The following is an 18,457-nucleotide window of genomic DNA, read 5'->3' as shown; positions in this document are numbered from 1 at the left end:
CGTCGACGTTACCTCGGCATACTGAGAGATCGACGCAGGCGGGTTCGGAGAGATAGCTGTTTGACCAAAGCGTGAGAGTAGAAACTGCACAGTCAATAGGGAGTGTATATTTGGACAATACTGATAATAAACATCCTAATATAACGGCCTCAGAATCAATTAGAGCCTTGTCGATTGGATTTAATCTTCTTTCAAAGACGTCGACGCCATATCGGAGGTGGGCCGGAAGCATCAGAACGGCTCGACGACAGCATAAGTCCTACAAAATCGGGTATTGAGTGACTCAAACCAAGGGTAGTGCCGATTTACAGAATAATTGCGGGTCCCGCAAAACGATTAGTAAAATAACGCAGTAGAATAGAATGAACCGTAGAGGGGCTCTACTATCTAAAAAAATGATCGACGGGGAGTTCAAAGTGGAAAACGAGATAGTTAGAGAGAATTTCTATTATTATGAGTTGTTCCGTGGAATCGACATCGTCACACCAAGAAAATTTTCCGAGATGCTGAACGATCTATGAGTCCCCTATATTGATCGACTGAAAGAGGGAGACACCTGAGTGTACCAAAGGTTCCCCTCAGAATTCCTCGTGAAATTCCCCAGACAAATCGTCGATCTGTTCGTACATCTCGTCGGGGAAGGGGAGACTCCCCCAGATCGAGTAGGGGCACTGATCCTCACCAACGCAATACCGTTGCATATCGTCGTTTCCACAGTTCATCGGAAGCGGTGTTTCTCCACCGATAGTGTTCGAAAACTCGTAGCGAACTTGGTAGTCCGTTTTCTCTTCATCGTACCACGGCCATCTGGAGAAGACGTCTTTGAGATCGGCGACGATCGCATCTAGTGTCCTGTCTTGGTACTGGGGGAGCCACATGACCATCCGGGCAAAGTTGTAGAGGTCTTTTCGGACAGGTTTCCTCTCGTGAAGACGTTCTTCCATAGCGGCCAGACACGGGAGTTCGAACAGGTCCTCCAGTTGGTCGACGTCGAGCTGTGTCGATCTGTGGCTACTCCGGGCTATCCGGTACGTGTTGACTCGGTCAGAACGATCGATCGTAACCGCAGTGTGTGACTCGATATTTGCAAGTTTCTTCGCGAGACTGCTCGGACTGGAGATCCGGTTGATGACCGTGGACTCCCAATCGTTTTCGGGGGTGTATGCATCGATCGCGTCGTAGATCTCGTTCGCCGTATGAAACTCCCCCAGCTGAACGGTCTCGGCAGGGGAAGCGGTCAGTACACGTCGAAGAACGCGGATGGTCCGGGTCCCACGGTCCCAGTTTCGCCAGAGACGATCGTAATTCCCTGTCTCAACGAATCCGGAGATCTGTTCTGCGATTTCTGATTCGTTGGTCGTCAACCACGTTCGCTGCTCTTCAGAGAGGCCCTGTTCCTGAACTGTCAAGAGCTTCTTGAAGGCACGTTTGCCGTAGCTTCGATACTTTTCGTCAAAGTCGCCAACTGGGACGTACAGATTGTTGTCTCGAACCCGAGACAGAATTTCGCTATCTTCATCGTCATCTGTAGACGTCCCCGAACGGACGAGACAATCTCGTGATGCTGCTACCATCGGGATCTCGAGGTATAGTCCAGGGCCGAACTCTGGCACCGACTTGATGTCGGTACAGACACGGCCCGGATGCGGTCCATCCGCACCTGGCTGTTTTTGATAGAGTATCTCGGCAATATCCTGATACAGCGATGTATTCCCGTATGCTCGAAGCAATGAGGCGAGATTGTTGACGTATAGCTCGCGAATGTCGTAAAGCGGCTGGATCGTCCGTGGAGGAGACTGTTTGAACTTCGGATGACCCTTCACGCAGATTGCGCTAAGTGTGGCGAGGACCGCAAGCAATCCTGGCTCATCAACGAACGGATCCTCGAGCGCATCAGCCCGGACCTGTTCGTTGAACGCGGCGCGTCCAAAACGCCCGATATCGTTGAGGAGGTCCGCCGGCTGATCGACGCCGTCGATGACGTATCGATCGTAGCCCCGAGTGAATAGCTGGTTGATGGAGTGAGTACCGTACTCAAGAGGTACCGAGATCACTCGATACGCCGTTTCTTCATCATCGACGGGGGGACTCGAGCTCACGACTCGAACCTCTCTGGGGTCGCCGACTGCACATCGAAATGCGGACTGTCGATCGGCTGAACGACGCGACAGACCTCCGCATGGAGCGAGTAAGGTAACCGCGCTACTCGACGTCGATCTGCAGTTACGACTGGATCGATCGGAATCCCGTACCCGTCAAGAAGCAGATCGTTCAGCACCTCACGACTCTGTTCGTCGTATCTGTGTGCAGGGTCGCCATCCAGCAGGTAAACGTGGACGCCCTGTCCGGTGTACATCACCATCGTCTCGTCGGCGTCGAAGTCATCCTCAAAGATGTCACGCACTGCGAATCCGTACTCGATAGCTCGATCGACGTCCTCGAAGGCATATGGATACCCGACAGGATCCGCATCACGGATTCCTGCCGCCTCGAGGACGTCATCAGACTGGCTCTCGTCGTCGGGAGCAACCAGTTCCTCGGCCCGATTTTGCGCGATCGTTTTCGCGTCGATATCGACCAAGATGATCCAGGGACGATCCCAGTGATTCAACGCGTAGTATACTGCATCAGGAGACGGATCTAATCCGTCGATCAAGCTCGGATCAGCAAGGATGTAGGGGCTTCCGGTTAGTGGGTCGTTGCGAGCTGGGTGGCGCACGAACTCGAGAACATCGTCGATCGTTTCAAACTGGGGCGTAGTTCGTTCTCCGGACGCGTCCGTCTGCCACGTAGCTCTGCGAATAAACTCTTTGTCCGGAACGTCGGACTTTCGAACGGGGTACGGATCACGAAAGGCGATGGCGTACTCTTTCGGCCCACCAGCGGTAATAAACGGCGGCAGATCGTCGAGATAGGTGGGGAATTCCTCCTCGTAGTAGGTGGTGATCTCTTCGCGAGTCGCGGTTCGCCACGTCACGAATTGACCTCCGTGTCGAGGTTTTTGAAACTGCGAATCGTTGTCAGTCCCGCCGCATCGAACTCTTCGATCGTGTCTCGGATCGACGTGAACGATCGAGCGTCACGGCCGCTCACACTCGCTTCGATTCGATCGGCGTCTGCGAGCCAGTCGAGCACTTCAATGGCCGTCTCGCGTTTGTTGAACGCCCAGACGACGTGTGCATCTACATCGCTGAGCTTGTCGTAATCATCGATAGGTGCTTCCCGGTTGTGACTGTGGAGTTCCGCTTCACCAGCCCAGATCAACGTGTCGTCGACGTCGAATCCGGCCACGTCGAATACCGCATCTTCGGAATGTTGGTAGTACGGTTCAACTCGAACGACGTCGTCCTGGTTGCCGATCCATACCTCGAGGAGTTTGACGCCGACTTTGTGGGGCGTTTTCTCACCAATATCCCCCTTTCCGGGACCGACTCGTAGCTTTTTGCCAAGCAGTTCGCGACCCGCTGGAAGGACAGTGTAGTACTTGCGTCCGGCAGCGGATGCTTCATCGAGGAGACCCTGCTCTCGAAGGCGCTGGAGGTCAAGATCCTCAAACTCATCGCGAAGGGAACGCATCGCATCAAGGAGTGTATACTCAGAGGATTCTCGGTTCATCACCTCCAAGACGTGATCTAAGAACCGGATATCATCGCGAGTGAGGCCACGATTTTGAAGCTCATCGTCGGGAACCGATATCCCCCCATATTTGACCGGCGAAGAGCCGTTCTCCGGTGGTTCAGTTGCTTCAGTAACTGAGGACTCCGGAGAACTATTGGCTTCATCGGCCTCACCAAGTACGCCAAACGATGGATCAGTATCGGGCGTGGAATCTGGAGTGGTTTCGTCAGTTTGAGAGAAGGGTGACTCGTCTGAGAGGGGTTGCTTCACGGCGGCTTGCTGATCGATAAATGAGGATTGAGAGAGATCGGAGGAGACAGAGTCGGGTGTATTTGAAGACGAACTTCCAGTTTCAGCACTTCCCCATCCGGACCCCTCAGACAGTTCTCGATCAATCCCGTATAAGGCCTGCGTCCGGTCCAGTACCGTTGGATAGGCGGTATTCTCGAAGTGTTCCTTTTGAGATTCCGTGAGCGGATGCTCACTTTCGGGATGTCCTGGGGGAATTGGAAGTGGTTTGAGTGAAAACGGCGATGGGGCAGCATCTCCAAATTTTGGGCTCGGGAGTTTCGCGATCCATTCGCCCTTCGGGAGGGAATTGAGCCGATTTCGGAGTTCTTCAGCGTCAAGATCTTCGTGGACCATCGAACGAGCAAGGTCCTTATCGGGAGTGATATTCGAAATGAGTTTGGTTCGAACGTTATTGAGTAATTCTTTGTAGGCTCTCTCACTTCGATCTCGAACTTGTTCCGGGAACTGCATCACTAGCCCGAGGCACAGACCAAATGATCGTCCCATCGGGAGTAACTGTTCCGAGACGATGGTGGAAGAGACGATCGGTGCGGATTCTTCGATAATGACATTGGTCAAATACTCGTAATCCGACCGACCATCGTTTTTCCGTACTTGAACAGCATCCCACAAGTTGCTCAACACGAGCAATGTGAACGCTTTCTGTGATTCTGGGCGCAATTCACCAGTATCAAACAGAATCGTAATGTCTTCTTCTAGAATGTCTCTGAAGTCAAAGTGACTATCAGTATCCTCACTCCCCGGATTGTGGGTGAATATTCGATAGATATGGGGCTTCTCTGTGAGGGCGTGTAATCGGTTCCCAACACCATTCATAATGTTCTGGAATTGCTTCTCATCGTTGCTGAAGTGTCGGATTAGCTCTTCTTCGACTTTGTCATTGTCCGTCGAAATCGGTGGAATCGTTTTCTCTGTTTGCATTATGTTCGCGGCGTCGATCAGGTCGGATAAGTCGAAGACGTCACTCCCGAACTCCTTATCGAATAACGCCTTGATCAGAGATGAAATAATCTGTTTTGAAACATATGCAGAATCGTGCGTTTCTTCGCCGAGAATCATCCGAAGAATTTCGTGGAAATGATCCACCTTATCCTGGATGGCATCCTCGCGAGTGCGACCTTCGTTTAATGTTCCTCTAATATCAAAGAACGTGAATGCGGGCAGGATATCAGGTAGATTAAAATAATAGACATTATCGAGATTGCCAAATTCGGAATAGTGACACTGCAAGTATTCTCTACACATCCCATCACCTTTTGCGTCGATGACGATATTTGGACCGTGGGTTGTTCTACGGATTGTCTGAAGATCAGACTCTATGGAGATTGATTTGCCAGCTCCCGTCGGCCCAACTCGCATGTAATGGGTAGTCAGCAATTGGGGCGGAATTCGAATCGGCTCCGAACTCGGCTCTCCATTTTCATCCAGTGGATAGCCGATCGACATCCCGTCGTCAAACTCGGCAAGCATATCGGGGTTAGGTTGTTGTAAGGGGTGCTGACTCTGTTGGGTGGCCCGAGTACCACGTTTTCCCGCAACGGATAACACGTGAGAAGACGGAACAAGGACAAAATTCGCAAGTTCAGCTCCACAAAGGATCAGGTCCGGACGAGTTTTTCCACGACCGGTTACGAGTTCACGATCGAGAAGACGGCGAAGTTCTGCGTTTGCCTTTCGCTCTTTGGTTTTTCCTCGAATACCGCGATCTCGGATGCGGTTCCCTTTCAACTCGTAAAACGGACCATCAAGTGGATCAAGTACCGTGGTGAGCGAATCCATCCAGTCGTCACAGCTATCTCGATTTTCCTCAGTCGGGAGCGCAATAGCTCTAATGTTGGCGGTATAGGACCGCTTGGCATTCTTAATGTCGAGATACTCGATCCGTTTGGATACGGATGTGCTGAGATGCCGTTCTTTTCGACGACGTCGGGAGGGATCCTCGGTCGTCCCGAGCCACGGTCCGATAAGTCGTCCGAGGAAGGTATCCCGACCGTCAACGAGGTCTTCCTTGCGAAGATCCGCCTTGTCCTGCCAATCAGGATATCGCTCGAATACGACCTGAAAAGCGACCGGGGTCTCAGCATTCGTCAAGTGATCGATTAGCGACGTCAGCGCAGCACCTGGTTCGGTAACAGATTGAACAGTTTCACTAGAATTGGGCGCAGTAATCGGGGTCAGTGACGTCATCCAATCGCGTTTGCGAGTCGCAGAACCGGACCATCGGACTCCAAGTGGAGAGGCAGCATCGACTGCTGGTCTCGCTAAGATCATCCCACCTTCAGTGATGGTCGGTTTCTCAATCTCAGTTAGAGGGCCATCATCTGGGAGAGAGACGGGTTTATTGAATTTGAATGCCTGCTCGCCGATCCGAACGAATCCATCACCAACGTGTTCAACCGTAGCTGATTCGCCCTCTTCCGTTTCAACCTGGACTGTCGTTACTTCGAGGTCCGTATCGGTGATCTCGATCACTTCGTCCGGACCAAAGTCGTATGCAAGCTTGGATGCCTCATATCGCTCGAGAAACTCTGCTTGCGTTAGTCGTTCGGGCTCGATGAGACGTTTCGAGAGATCGACTTCAAGCCGTTTGATTTGGAACGTCGACGGATAGATCGATTTTACACGCTTCTCAAGCGTGTCGAGTCCATTATCGACACCGTAGAGAAATTCGATCGGCGCATCCAGTCCGTCACTGAGAATGAGGAACTCGAATCGGGGTGCCGGCGTCCCGTGGAATGGGTTGAGTTTCTGCCAGCGTGTCTCGGACTTCGGCTGGAGTTTGTGAAGACTCTGGAGTACCCGCGAGATGCGTCCTGGGTCGACTTCTTCTGAAGTTGGCCGCACTCGAATATACTCACTCATCGTGTCCTCCTGACTCCGTTTGCGGGCTATCACTCAACAGCGCGGAAACTGGATCAACATCTTCCGGTAAATCGGCCGGCCTAGGTCGATCGGTTGGAGAATTACTGGGATGTGACTCGCTTGTCGTTCCATCCTCGCCAAGTCCAGTGACCACCGACCCAGCGTGAGATTCCGGATCGAAGTCTATGACTTCCTTCTCGCGTTTCATTGCTTTGACCTGAATGCCTCGCCACTCGCCGTCGACGCCGACCAATGCTTCTGAAAAGCCATTTTTCTCGTTTCCCGGGACTGCATCCTGAACGAACCGCATCTGCGGATAGTTCATGCCGAATTCCTCTGCCCACTCTTGGTCCATCCCCTCAAGCCGATGAAATTGCTTGACAGCACACTGATCGAGAATTGCCTCGGATTCCGCGTGTTCGAAGAATTCGTCGACAGTCTGTGTAACTAATCGGATCGAGAGATCGTGGTGGCGGTGATGCCGGAAGACGGTCTCCAAGAACGACAGGCTCGCCGCATCCTGCATAATGTATCGAGCCTCATCGATGTAGAAGACGACCTGCTTTTCCGTGACCTTCGCGCGTTCGTAGACCAACGAGATGAGTAACTGCATCGTGAGTGCGGTACTGCTTCCGACGCTGCCTTCCTGTTGTGCGAGATCGAGGTAGATCACTTTCTCGTTACGAATGTCAAACTCCGACGGCTCCCCGAGATTTTCGTGGCGACCACCCTCGTCGAATGGGCGAAGCTGATCGAGGAGCCACGTGGCATCCGTACGGATTTTCGTTGTTTCCGCCTCGGAACGAACGATGAAGTCCTCGGGCGAGTCGATCATGTCTTCAAAGACATCCATCATATCCCGAATCGTAGGACTCAGATTGGAATGAGTCGCGATGTCCTCGGAGATGTCACACCGAGCGTACGAACGCCGAAGCGCAAGTTCGAGCGTCGTTCGTCGATCGCCGAGAGAGATGCCGCGAAGCGCAAAGAAGTTCGTCAGAAAGCTCATCGCGTCATCGAGCTTTTCGTTGAACGGACTCGCATCGTTTCCCATCGCTCGCTGAATGTGGGCCGGTGTCTCACGGATCTCGAGGGGATTCAATCCAAGCGTCCCACCGACCGTGATACGCTTCGCACCCAGCGCTTCGGACACGCCAGCCCAGTTATTCAACGGCTCCAGGATAATCCCAATTCGATCCCGGCTCTTCTCGATCGACCTGATGAAGTTCTGTTTCGAGCTGAATGATTTCCCGGAACCGGTATCGCCGACAGTAAACATCGCATACCCGTTATCTCGCGAAAACGGATCGATCACGACCGGACTCTGGTTGTCACGTTGCACGCCGAACTCGACACCATCCTCCTCGAGAATCGTCGCATTGTGAGGTGAGGCGAGCAACGCACCGATGGCGCCGCCGAGCGCGATCGACGCTCGCCCAAACTCGTTGTGGCCGATCGGCGCCGCGGATTGGAGAGCGACGTCCTGTCGACAGATGGCCGTCTTCGGCGTCAGGTTCGAGGGATCGTCTCTGAGCGCACTCTTGACCGTTTGGACGTCGTTTCGGAGTTCCTCCTTCCCGTCCGCCCGAACAACGACATACATCGCCTGATCGAACACTCTAGCCCCAGCCTCGACCGCCGTATACGTCGATTTGGCCTCATCGGCCCGTTCTTGGAGGTACGCACTCCGAACGCTCTTCTCGAGATCGGCGTCGACCTGAAGATCATCGGCCAGATTCTGTAGCTCGCTACGAGCTCGTTCCTGGTTCTTCGGCGTGATGTGGACCGTCAGATCGAATTTTACGTCCGTGATGTCGAAGAGGTTACTCAGGTACCCGTCATTTGGATGGTCGGGATAATCCGCGATATAGAGCGTCGTCGTCCACTCCTCGCCGACACATGCCGCTCGCGTCTCCCACTCGATCGCCGCTGGTGCTGTCACGGTCTGGTGGGACTCCTCGACGTCGTCGAGGAAGTGCCCCTCAGCGTCAGCCTCACTAAGCGTCTCCTCATCCAGCATCGCTGAAAGATCTACTTCTGGTTCTTCATCGTCCGCCTCACCATCACTCGCAGGTTGCGTATACGAATTCCACCGTCGCTTGATCTCAATACTGAACACAAATGCGAGGGCGCCATAGAGCATCGCTCCCTCCAACGAGGTGGGGTTCGAAAGCCACTCACCAAGGATGGAGACGATCTCGCCACCTTGCAAGAGAACATTACTCATCGGTATCGGTTCTCCGTTGAGACTGACCGACGATCGGTTGGTTTCGAACTGCGAGTCCGGCTTCGTCGTATTCGTGTTCGTGCCCATTCCAGAAGTCCATATTCAACATGAACAGCTCGACGGTACTGAGCCGTCGAGCCGACCAACCTGATGCCTGTTGAATGAATTCAGATCGGACTTCGTTGACTCGCGTATCCAGTTTCTCGAACATTTTTGCGCGTCGTTCAGCCTCCGACAAGTCCTCGCGACGAGTCACAAACGGGGTGAACAGAAACCCGATGACGGGGAAATCCGTCAGTTTTTCTGCGGGTGTCCCCTCGTCTTTCGATCGGTTATACACCTCAAGCGGTCGTGCCTGGACACCGAGATAGTACCGGTGCTGTTGAATCCCTCGGTCACGCATTTCCTGTGGACGCTTCTCGCGATATTCCTCGAGCAGCTCCTGAAGCGCAGGATTTGCAGCAACATCCTCGTCGTTCAGCCGAGCTTCGATATTTTCCGTGATTCGATCGACGGGAAACGATCGAGTCGTTGTATGGAGCTTGATTTTCGAATCGAGTTCCTTATTCGCGAACCCTTCACCCGTTTCGTGGAGTTTGGCCCAATCAGACGCCATCGCAAAGTCCATGTTCCCAGGGTCGATCTCGATGAAGGCCTCCATCGTTCCGTCAGCACGCTGAATGGCACCAGCACCTGGCCATGCACGTTTGACGTTGGTGAGGTCCTGCGTTCGCTCATCCGGTTTGAATGGCGTATAATTCGCTAATCCACCACGCGATCGTTCCGTCTCGTTCGTTTCCGAATCCGGATCTGCCGGCGCTGCGAACGTGTGCGTCGGCCGCTTGAGGTAGCGATAGACGTCAGTTATCCACGTCCACGCGTTCAGGTGGCTTGGAGTCATGAAGACGATCGCAACCCCGATCCCCAACCCGCCAGTCATCAGCGGTAATGCGAGCGAATTCAACCCGGAAAAGCTCGCGAAAAACAACCCCACGATCGGCAACCCGACAATGACACCGATATCCCCCTCTTCGATATTCAGATAGGGGATCCGACTGGCCTCACCGAACTGATCCATGATACGTCGTGCCGCTTCGTCTTGATCTGTCGTCATCTGGAAGTGTCTCGTTCAGGATTATTCTCAGTACGTCTGTACGACGGAGTGGACGCTGCCTGGTCGTCGACAGAATTCCGTTGTGTCACTCGCTGCGCAATCGCATGTCCCGCAGCAGCTTTCGGTCCAAATCGGGCTGCTGCAGCAGCTGTACTCCCACCGCCCACATAGGCTCCTGCTGCGACGCCCCCAACGAGAATCGCCCCCTTCGTCGCACCACTCATGACTTTCGCGGTCACGGGTGTCGCATATTTGAACGTCCGCCACGTGATGAAGACCGCAACCATCGGGAGCGACATCGCAACGAGATATCTCAGGAAGGTGTTCGCGGGAGTGAACGTCCCTCCAGTATACAGGAGATCATAGCCTTTGAATACGATTGCAGCGGGGAGTGGCAGCGCCGCAAGCGGGACGAACCGTCTTGCAAACCCGAGGGCGATCTCAGACAGAACCGGGACGTTACCATATCCGATCGCCAAGGCGATCGGCATGCCGTAGATATAGACGAACAACAGCACCTCACGGATGTAATAGAGTGCCTGGAGCAACCACATCGAGATTCCCCCAACGATGGCAAAGATCAACGACAGGCCCGGATTGGAGAGGGACGCAGAGAGGAAATCGATCATCACCCGAGCCAACGAGCCAAGACTCGGCAGCAAGGCGATCGTGAACCCATCCACGAGATACAGGAATACTGCACTCACCCAGTACCACGTGATGATGAGAAAGGCGCCCGCCCACGCCGTTTTTCGCGTTTTCCGGCTCTCGTAGGCACTCCCGATGTTGAAGATTCGAATGGTGTGTCGTCCTTGAACGCAGATGGTCAGCGTCAATAGAGCGAGGATCATGATTTCGCCCCCAACGAGCGTCTCGTAGAGCGTTATCCAGGGCTCATTCGATGGACTCCCAAAGACAAATGGACTGTCCGTCCGGGGTGTGGGAGTGCCGAAGAGCTCCACTGAAAGGGTGTCATATCCGGTGTGGACACCCTCCATAAACACGTCCGTCACCCAATCGACGACGTCCTTGGCGCCCTCCAGAACCACGTCGATTAAATCGACCATGTCTCAAGACCTCCAGTTGGTGTAACCGAAGCGTGACGGAGATATCTCTGTGAGACGACGCAGATCGGCTGCGACACGCTACTAGATAACACTGCACAGTCCGTTTCGTCTGCTGATAGTTTTCTACAAGCCATGGATCACCTGTTGTGCAGTCCAAATTGGCTCAATACCCGATGGCCGGCATAGAACATGACGACGAATGGGAGGAGTTGCCACGTGACCTCGATGAGAAACGCCACGACCCCATCAACGGATGCGAGCGGATGAAACCGCAGGGTCGTCGTCTCGCCCACGTATGCGGGATCGTGCGTGAGCCACGACCCAGGGTGATACCGAATCGTGTGGATTCCGGGATCCTCAACAGTTACGACCACCATCCCTGATTCGTTCGTTTTGACTCGGCGATCGCCGACGGCGACATATCCACTTCGATCGGAGCCACGACCAGCACCGGATCGAGACGTCTCGTGAAGCGCGATTGGCGAACCGGATGATTGCTCAGTAAGTTCGATCTGGACCGTCGTCGCCGTCGCATTGTGACGAAGCGTCGTAACGGAGAGATCGCTCTGCCGGAGTTCCCGATCAGTGTCAAATGCACGTCTCGGAACGAGCGTCGATTCGCCACGAACGAGCCCACGGATTTCGATATGGTCCAGGTCGGAACTGGCCGTTCGCGTCGCGATACTCGTCGAATCCGTGTAGACGCCGTCGACGGCATCGACCGTGATGTTGGGACCGATACTGTTCGGAGAGCCTCTATCGATACCCCACGTGTCGATGATCGTCGGTCCATCTCGAACTGGTTCACTCCGTGGGCCGATCGCCGACGGATACGCATGCACGTAGACGGGATGGGCATCCGACGGGACCTCCTCATGCTGTGACGCCGTCGATCGAACAAGCGTATCCCAGTCCGTATCACGAGCAGTATAGTACCGCCAGACGCCACGCACGTGGCCGGCTGTTCCGGAGAAGTGAACGCCGTGCCATGGTTGCGTCTGGGTGATGACGGCGCCGGAATCCCCATTTGGATAGTGCGCAGCTCGAACCGATGGATCGAGCGTGTACACCTCCACATCGAATGAATCAGAAACGTGGACGGTTTCGTAGTGATAGCTGAACTCGTACTCGTGTAAGGAGCCTTCCGTATCGACGACGGTTTTTCGCAACCGTGTGCGAATCTCGGCGTCGACCGTCAGCGTGCTCGGACCACTCCCGTCGAGTTCATACGCGATCGACGGCGTGTGGGTTCCATCGACGGATGCGACAGTTGCGCCGTCTAATTTCACGCTAACTCGCTCGATATCGTGTGACAGAAGCGTCCAGTAAACGAGCGTATCGCCCCACGAACGCGTTCTGGGGACGTCGATCCGATAATCGACAAATCCGCGGAGGGTGCCCGCAGGAGCGATATAGAGGGGCGCTCGTCGTTCTTCCAGGTGACCACGAGTGGACGGATGGACACCAAAGATCGTCGCATGGGCGTCCTTGATGTACGATCCATCCTCTCGGGAGGCCGATGGCGGATAGACTGACAGATCGATATCGCCAGCCTCGAGATCGTCGAAGTCATGTTCACTCCACGTTGCCGCTGTCTGGGGCGGTTGCTTGAACGTGATATCTGTACCACTTGCGAGTTGCGCTACGGAAGTTCCCCCATCTTGATCCTCATCAGAATCTCGCGACCAGAGGGTTGAGACCTCATCCGCAGTCAGTCCATTACGCTCGGACCCAGAGCCGGGAGGTTTCGCAAGCACGACTCCCGAGAGAACAGTCGCAACTACGACGCTCGCCAGAATAATCGAAAGGGTTGACCGGGACATGGTGAACGTGTGTCGTCGCCGGTCACCACGGAACGAGGTTGACGCACTCGGCAAGCGGGAGTCCCATCATCGAACCGGCAACAGTGTAGAGCGGTCCTAACGCCAGGAGAACGATCACGGATTTGATCGCAGATCGCTTGTGACGCTCGAGGCGCTTTTTGTGTTCAGCATCCAACGTGAACATCTCAATGAGCGCGTCTGCCTGCCAGACGATCGCTAAGCCAATGATTCCAAGACCCGTGGTAAGCTGAAAGAACCCCTCAATCATGTCAGGGAGACGTTCAGCGTTGCATACTGCGGTCTCTTGAGCTGCAACCGGTTGGACCGCAACAATACTCAACAGCACACTTACCATGACGATCTGGCGTCCAATGCTAGACCACTGACTAGATTGGTCGCGAGATATCTCCTTCGAGGAGTCTACTTCACCCGTTGTATTATCGTCGTTTTGAGTCATTTTCCTGTGTTTGAATGCTCGAAACGTGAGATCTTGTCACACGAAAATGTGAGCAGTAATGGACCAACCGAACTTCCACATCCCGCTCGGGATCGGTATTCGAGAACGGAGTCGCAACTGCGAGGGGATCGATACCCCATACGTTCACTCACACCACTTAGGAGTGCACGATTAAGCAAGATCATGCGTATCGAGATGGATATATACCGATTCTGTGGATATCCATGAGAGAAACATCGGGAGGGTGGTTATGTATATTCCGAATAAACCCGATATATATTTAGTTATGTTTTTGAAGTAAATTAGTAGTTCTAAAATCAAGTCTGGAAATGCTTTCTCAAAATACAATCGGGGTTTGAATAGAATCAAATTACTTGTTGACCTCGTAGAAAAACTTAACCAACACTGGCGCTTAATGTGCGGAGCTTGTTGGTTAAGAATGAGCGCCAGCTCGCTTACTCGAGCTCCACAACTTCGCCGCTCCCCTCGTCGAGAATCTCTCGAACCTCAGCCAGGAGTTCCTCACCTTCCTCGTGGAGTGCAGTACCTTCATCGAGGTCGCATTCGTCCGCGTCGAGCTGCTCAATAATCTCCTCGACGCGACTCAGTCGATCGTGGATTTCGGAGTCGTTTGCCACGGTTAGATCACCTCCAGCCAAAGCCCGGAGATGACCAACAACAGCAACAGCAGCACAGCGATGGCGACCTTGTAGTAAATCGGTGGGAGGCCCTCGGATGCGGTCGCTTCATCGGCTGCTTCGGCGAGTTCCTGTTCGTGTGCGTGGTCCTGCTGGAAGGTCTCGTACGCGGCGTCGAGCTGTTGCTCCAGCGGCTCGATCTCACTCGCAAGGAACTCTTGGCGGGAGGTCACGATGTACTCGCCGGCGGCGGTCGGCGTGATCGTCGCGACGTCCGCCACCTGATCCGCGATGAGTCGGTCGTCGGTGTGTCCAATCGCGGTTATCACCGGGGTATTCGCGGTGAAGATCGCCTCCGCAACCCGCTCGGTGTTGAAGGCCTGGAGGTTCGAATCGCTCCCACCGCCCCGGCCGACGATGATGGCGTCGACGTCCTCCGAGCGGTCGAGATGGTGAATGCCGTTCGCGATGGACGTCGGCGCGTTCGACCCCTGGACGGTTGCGTCCTTCACCAAGATGTCGACGGTGGGGTCCTGTCCGTGGATCGCGTTCTGGATGTCGTATCGTGCGTCTCCTCGAAGGGACGTGACGACGCCGACCCGCTCCGGGAACGCCGGCGGTTGCTGTTTCTGCTCGTCGTCGAACCAGCCACGCTCTTCGAGTTCGCTTCGCAGTCGCTCGACGGCAGCCGCTTGGTCGCCGTCGCCGACGACGATCACCTCCCACGGTTTGAGGTCGATTTTCCCACCTTCGACCCAATAGACGATATCGCCCTCGAGGATGACCTCGGTCCCGTCCTCGAGGTCGGCGTCCATCTCCCGGTAACGGTTCGCCCAGATCATACAGGGGAGCTCGGCGTCGCCGTCGGTGAGCGTGAAGTAGAGCGCCGTACTGTTCTTGTGGAGGTCAGTGACCTCTCCGATACAGCGGACGCCGTTGAGGGCAGGTGTGTCCTGGACGACCGACGCGATCCGGTCGTTCAGCTGGGACACGCTAAGGACCTCTCTCGAATCGGGTTCGACCGCCTGCCGTTCGGTATCCGGTGCGTCCGCCATCTCCGTTTCCTAACTTGTAAACTGCCCTACCCTACACCCTCGGCGCTCTGCGCCTCGGTCCTTGAGGGTAGGGCTTTGATGTGGACTCCCGGCAATCAATCCCCAGCAACAGGCTGGTGACTCTCGCCGTTCAACGTCCCACCATTTATACGCACGTCTACTGGTGCGTCTCCGCCCCCCGACGTGGGCGAGGAACGGAGTCTGTGTTTCTGCTTTCGGGCATAGCGTAGCCCGATATTCTTCGCTGCATTGTAGTCCGCGTTCACCTGGTAACCGCATTTCTGGCACTCGAAGTGTTCTCCGTGGCGATTCGCTTCGTTCGTGAACCCACAATCCGTCCGAGAACAGCGCTGGGACGTGTAGTTCGACTTGACTTGCTCCACGGAGACGCCTTGTTCTGGTGCCTTGTAGGAGACGTACTCGTACAGGCGTCGGAACGCCCAAACATGGTGCCATTTAGCCTGCGGGAGACGCTCACGGATGTCGGTTAAACCCTCGAACACGATCACGTCGCAGTCGTGTTCGACGGCTTCCGAAACGATCTCATTGGCAACCGTGTGAATGTACTGCTTCCGCCAGGCTTCTTCTCGCTTTCCAAGGCGAAGCAGGGCGTTGTGTGCGGCCTGCGTGCTGCGCCGTTGCATCTCGCCACGTCGCTTCTCGAACTCGCGGCACCAATGGTCGTAGTCGTCGCCCTGCCAGAACGTGCCGGTCGAAGCTACTGCGAGGCTGTTGACGCCGAGGTCGATACCGAGGACTGTTTGGTGCCCGGTATCTGCCGAAACCTCGGACTCGTCGTCATCGTACTTTCGCGTCGTGATGTGGAAATAGAACTCGTCAGTCGTCTTGTCGTATTGCAGTGTGCTCGCCCGGAACTCGTACTCCTCTGAGAGAACGTACTGTTCGTAGGGCGTTGGGCTGTCCGCCGGGAGTTCAAAGTCGCACTCAACACGTCCGTTGACGGTGGAGAGCGAGACTTTGTTCCGGTAGAATGTGGCGCTTCGCTTATCGTAGACTATGCTCCACGAAGTGAACTCCGGTTGGCTCACACGCTTGCCCTGTTTCCATCGTTCGACGCACCCTTTCGTCGCTTGGACGGCGCGTCGGATGGCCTCTTGAACGAGGTTGGCAGTGAGATCAGTTTCTTCCCGCAGCTCCGGGTAGAGTGCGTCTCGCGCAGTTGAGTTCGCAGTGATGCAGCTCATGTAGGAGTCGTCGTCCCAACAGAACTCGGCAGCACGATTCGCACAGTAGAGGAACTGTCGCGCAGATTCGTGGAGGTCGTCGCGCCGCTCATCGGGAACAACGAGTTTGACCGGCGCAGTTCGACGCACCTCCATATTTCAGATTACCACTCGGCGGTTCTTATAATATTGGGAGTCGGGTAGCTACCGTCGTGCGGTTGCGTCGTCCTTTGTCGGTTTCCTCTCCGACCTACTCGTTCGCTACACTCGCTCCTTGAGATCGGAGGCTCCACCTCGAATTATGCTGAACAGGAACCTCAAAAAGCTACGTTCGAGTGCCTGGGCTGGCTGCGTTACGCAGGCCTACAGGTCGCGGGGCTGGACCGTCTTCCGATCGTTGGCCTCAGCACGCTCCGCGGCGTCGTCGAGCAGTTCGGCGACCTCTTCGTTGAGGGCGTCGTAGAAATCTGCCGAGACGTTGTGGTCCGAAAGTGCGTCCTTCACGGCTGCTTTGACGATTAGGTCAGACATTCCATCGCGGAATTCTCCTGTCCACCATATAAAGGTTCGAAGTTCTCACGTAGTCTTCCTGGCCAGTCACGCCGAATTCGCCTCTGAGTACCAGAGAGAACATATGCCACCCCTCAAAAATAGGGAACAGGCAGATGCACGATCTAACTGGGTTCCAGCGGGATATCTTGTACGTAACCACCGGGCTCGAGGAACCACATGGGCTCGCAATCAAGGACGAACTCGACGACTACTACGAGCAGGAGATCAATCATGGCCGCCTCTATCCGAATCTCGACGACCTCGTCAATAAAGGACTGCTGGAGAAGGGTGAACTCGACAAGCGGACGAACGTGTATACGGTCACGCAACGGGGATTACGGGAAATCGAGGCGCGACGTGAGTGGGAAAGTCAGTATTTAGAAGATGTGAACGCACCCACTCCGTCGTAGAATCATTATAAAAGCGGGACTGCTTTACCCACTTCCCACGAATCCACAGTAAGATGGCTCGGCTCGTCTTCTATCACCACCCCCAGGCCGAGAATTTCTCACTCAAATATAGCTCGGCATCGGTGGCAGAGATCCTGTCTCAGCGAGAGCAATCCGACGAGTCGACAAAGCTCATCGGGTATCCCTTTGACACACCGGTCTATGTGCTCTACGAAGGCGAGTCAGAGATCGAATCTGCCCAAGAGGTCGACTTCGATCAGGAATGGCTGAGCGACCGTATTCGTGACCTCCCCCGTGCTGGGCAGGTTGTCGCATTCCGATTAGTAGAGTTGCTCGAAGCCGCGGTCGATGTTCGAGATGAGGATGAGTTCCGGCTCTACAAGGAGTTCGAACCGCAAAAGATCCAGCAGGCACTCGATCACGTCTCCTGGGGAGCACCGCTTCCGACCGTCGCTGGAGAGGTGATGTCGAATTTGATCCTCCGACATTCCCTCCCGAATGCGAATCATCGAACTGGCATCGCGATGCTGCAGTTCTGTATTGAGAGTGTGGACCCGGATTTTGAGATGCCACGAACGCACGTCGACGACGATTCCTGGCGAGAGTGGGTCGATCCCTATATCGTCGATTCCAAGCGGCTCATTACTGTCCGCCGAAACAACCTCCGTTTCAAGCAACTCGAAGAGCTGGACGTCGACCTCGTCGAACGGAAAGATGGGATCCAAATCCGATTAGCCGAGTTCGAGCTGGATATGCACTGGCGAGAAGCCCTCACAGAGTATGCTGGGCAGCACGAATCTCACTGTACGGACTTCGCGCAGGCAGTTCTCGAACGAGCAGGACGGGACGATCTACTTGACCGTCAAGGACCAACGAAACAAGAGTTCATCACGTATCTGGAGAACGGACTGGTCGAACGAGACTTCAGAGAAATGTTTTGATCAGTCGCGAAGCTCGGCGACCGACTGACCAACCTCACGGACGTGTTCACTTCGCTCGAGGTCGAGTTCCTCGGCGAGGTAGTCAACCGTCTCTTCGAGGCTCATATTGGAAAGAAGTCCGTCTAACGGTATAAACCTAGTGCTGGCGCAACAATATAGCCCATCAGAGAAAGCGTCTGTGTATACCAAACTACGTA

Annotated in this window: 14 protein-coding genes; 2 read left to right on the top strand and 12 right to left on the bottom strand. The window is 54.7% G+C overall.

The annotated features are described in order from the left end of the window. Nucleotides 1-578: 578 nt before the first annotated feature. The 12 genes from ACZ5YD_RS01140 to ACZ5YD_RS01085 form a co-directional block, all read right to left on the bottom strand. Complete coding sequence (locus tag ACZ5YD_RS01140; protein ID WP_379746597.1) at nucleotides 579-2,099, bottom strand: primase-associated protein; 1,521 nt, start codon at nucleotides 2,097-2,099, stop codon at nucleotides 579-581. Next, nucleotides 2,096-2,977: a bifunctional DNA primase/polymerase gene (locus ACZ5YD_RS01135; protein ID WP_379746600.1), complete on the bottom strand. Its 882-nt coding sequence runs from the start codon at nucleotides 2,975-2,977 to the stop codon at nucleotides 2,096-2,098. Before ACZ5YD_RS01135 ends, ACZ5YD_RS01140 begins: the two co-directional genes overlap by 4 nt. Continuing rightward, on the bottom strand, nucleotides 2,974-6,792 hold the full coding sequence (locus tag ACZ5YD_RS01130; RefSeq protein WP_379746603.1) for an ATP-binding protein: 3,819 nt from the start codon (nucleotides 6,790-6,792) through the stop codon (nucleotides 2,974-2,976). Before ACZ5YD_RS01130 ends, ACZ5YD_RS01135 begins: the two co-directional genes overlap by 4 nt. Further along, complete coding sequence (locus ACZ5YD_RS01125; protein WP_379746606.1) at nucleotides 6,785-9,019, bottom strand: VirB4 family type IV secretion system protein; 2,235 nt, start codon at nucleotides 9,017-9,019, stop codon at nucleotides 6,785-6,787. The genes ACZ5YD_RS01130 and ACZ5YD_RS01125 overlap by 8 nt, the downstream gene beginning before the upstream one ends. Continuing rightward, nucleotides 9,012-10,133 carry a hypothetical protein gene (locus tag ACZ5YD_RS01120; RefSeq protein WP_379746608.1) on the bottom strand — a complete coding sequence of 374 codons (1,122 nt, stop codon included), beginning with the start codon at nucleotides 10,131-10,133 and terminating at the stop codon, nucleotides 9,012-9,014. Before ACZ5YD_RS01120 ends, ACZ5YD_RS01125 begins: the two co-directional genes overlap by 8 nt. Next, a complete protein-coding gene (locus tag ACZ5YD_RS01115) occupies nucleotides 10,130-11,200 on the bottom strand; it encodes a hypothetical protein (RefSeq protein ID WP_379801240.1) in 1,071 nt (356 codons plus the stop codon). The genes ACZ5YD_RS01120 and ACZ5YD_RS01115 overlap by 4 nt, the downstream gene beginning before the upstream one ends. A 137-nt stretch (nucleotides 11,201-11,337) precedes the next feature. Then, on the bottom strand, nucleotides 11,338-13,023 hold the full coding sequence (locus tag ACZ5YD_RS01110) for a DUF8186 domain-containing protein (protein WP_379739233.1): 1,686 nt from the start codon (nucleotides 13,021-13,023) through the stop codon (nucleotides 11,338-11,340). 22 nt (nucleotides 13,024-13,045) lie between these two features. Then, nucleotides 13,046-13,480, bottom strand: a complete 435-nt coding sequence (locus ACZ5YD_RS01105) for a hypothetical protein (protein WP_379739236.1) — start codon at nucleotides 13,478-13,480, stop codon at nucleotides 13,046-13,048. 455 nt (nucleotides 13,481-13,935) lie between these two features. Further along, nucleotides 13,936-14,118, bottom strand: a complete 183-nt coding sequence (xseB, locus tag ACZ5YD_RS01100; RefSeq protein WP_135822919.1) for an exodeoxyribonuclease VII small subunit — start codon at nucleotides 14,116-14,118, stop codon at nucleotides 13,936-13,938. Nucleotides 14,119-14,120: 2 nt separating this feature from the next. Continuing rightward, nucleotides 14,121-15,173 carry an exodeoxyribonuclease VII large subunit gene (xseA, locus tag ACZ5YD_RS01095; protein WP_379739239.1) on the bottom strand — a complete coding sequence of 351 codons (1,053 nt, stop codon included), beginning with the start codon at nucleotides 15,171-15,173 and terminating at the stop codon, nucleotides 14,121-14,123. A gap of 95 nt (nucleotides 15,174-15,268) precedes the next feature. Next, nucleotides 15,269-16,513, bottom strand: coding sequence for an RNA-guided endonuclease InsQ/TnpB family protein (locus tag ACZ5YD_RS01090; RefSeq protein ID WP_379739242.1), 1,245 nt, complete (start codon nucleotides 16,511-16,513; stop codon nucleotides 15,269-15,271). 207 nt (nucleotides 16,514-16,720) lie between these two features. After that, nucleotides 16,721-16,888 (bottom strand): DNA-binding protein, encoded by a 168-nt coding sequence (locus ACZ5YD_RS01085; protein WP_004048632.1) that lies wholly within the window; start codon nucleotides 16,886-16,888, stop codon nucleotides 16,721-16,723. A 134-nt stretch (nucleotides 16,889-17,022) separates the two neighbouring features. On the opposite strand from ACZ5YD_RS01085, the gene ACZ5YD_RS01080 reads away from it, so the two are divergent. Continuing rightward, on the top strand, nucleotides 17,023-17,319 hold the full coding sequence (locus tag ACZ5YD_RS01080; protein WP_006183479.1) for a PadR family transcriptional regulator: 297 nt from the start codon (nucleotides 17,023-17,025) through the stop codon (nucleotides 17,317-17,319). A 53-nt stretch (nucleotides 17,320-17,372) separates the two neighbouring features. After that, nucleotides 17,373-18,260: a DUF8172 family protein gene (locus tag ACZ5YD_RS01075; RefSeq protein WP_379739246.1), complete on the top strand. Its 888-nt coding sequence runs from the start codon at nucleotides 17,373-17,375 to the stop codon at nucleotides 18,258-18,260. The last annotated feature ends 197 nt before the right edge of the window (nucleotides 18,261-18,457 follow it).

Source organism: Halopenitus salinus (genome assembly GCF_055397165.1).
The sequence above is the reverse complement of the archived record's forward strand: the minus strand, read 5'-3'. Positions and strand labels throughout refer to the sequence as shown.

Bases quoted from the DNA above. Each gene is read 5' to 3' on its own strand.
- ACZ5YD_RS01130 (WP_379746603.1), bottom strand. From the start codon at position 6,792: ATGAGTGAGTATATTCGAGTGCGGCCAACTTCAGAAGAAGTCGACCCA.
- ACZ5YD_RS01125 (WP_379746606.1), bottom strand. From the start codon at position 9,019: ATGAGTAATGTTCTCTTGCAAGGTGGCGAGATCGTCTCCATCCTTGGT.
- ACZ5YD_RS01120 (WP_379746608.1), bottom strand. From the start codon at position 10,133: ATGACGACAGATCAAGACGAAGCGGCACGACGTATCATGGATCAGTTC.
- ACZ5YD_RS01115 (WP_379801240.1), bottom strand. From the start codon at position 11,200: ATGGTCGATTTAATCGACGTGGTTCTGGAGGGCGCCAAGGACGTCGTC.
- ACZ5YD_RS01110 (WP_379739233.1), bottom strand. From the start codon at position 13,023: ATGTCCCGGTCAACCCTTTCGATTATTCTGGCGAGCGTCGTAGTTGCG.
- ACZ5YD_RS01105 (WP_379739236.1), bottom strand. From the start codon at position 13,480: ATGACTCAAAACGACGATAATACAACGGGTGAAGTAGACTCCTCGAAG.
- xseA (WP_379739239.1), bottom strand. From the start codon at position 15,173: ATGGCGGACGCACCGGATACCGAACGGCAGGCGGTCGAACCCGATTCG.
- ACZ5YD_RS01090 (WP_379739242.1), bottom strand. From the start codon at position 16,513: ATGGAGGTGCGTCGAACTGCGCCGGTCAAACTCGTTGTTCCCGATGAG.
- ACZ5YD_RS01085 (WP_004048632.1), bottom strand. From the start codon at position 16,888: ATGTCTGACCTAATCGTCAAAGCAGCCGTGAAGGACGCACTTTCGGAC.
- ACZ5YD_RS01080 (WP_006183479.1), top strand. From the start codon at position 17,023: ATGCACGATCTAACTGGGTTCCAGCGGGATATCTTGTACGTAACCACC.
- ACZ5YD_RS01075 (WP_379739246.1), top strand. From the start codon at position 17,373: ATGGCTCGGCTCGTCTTCTATCACCACCCCCAGGCCGAGAATTTCTCA.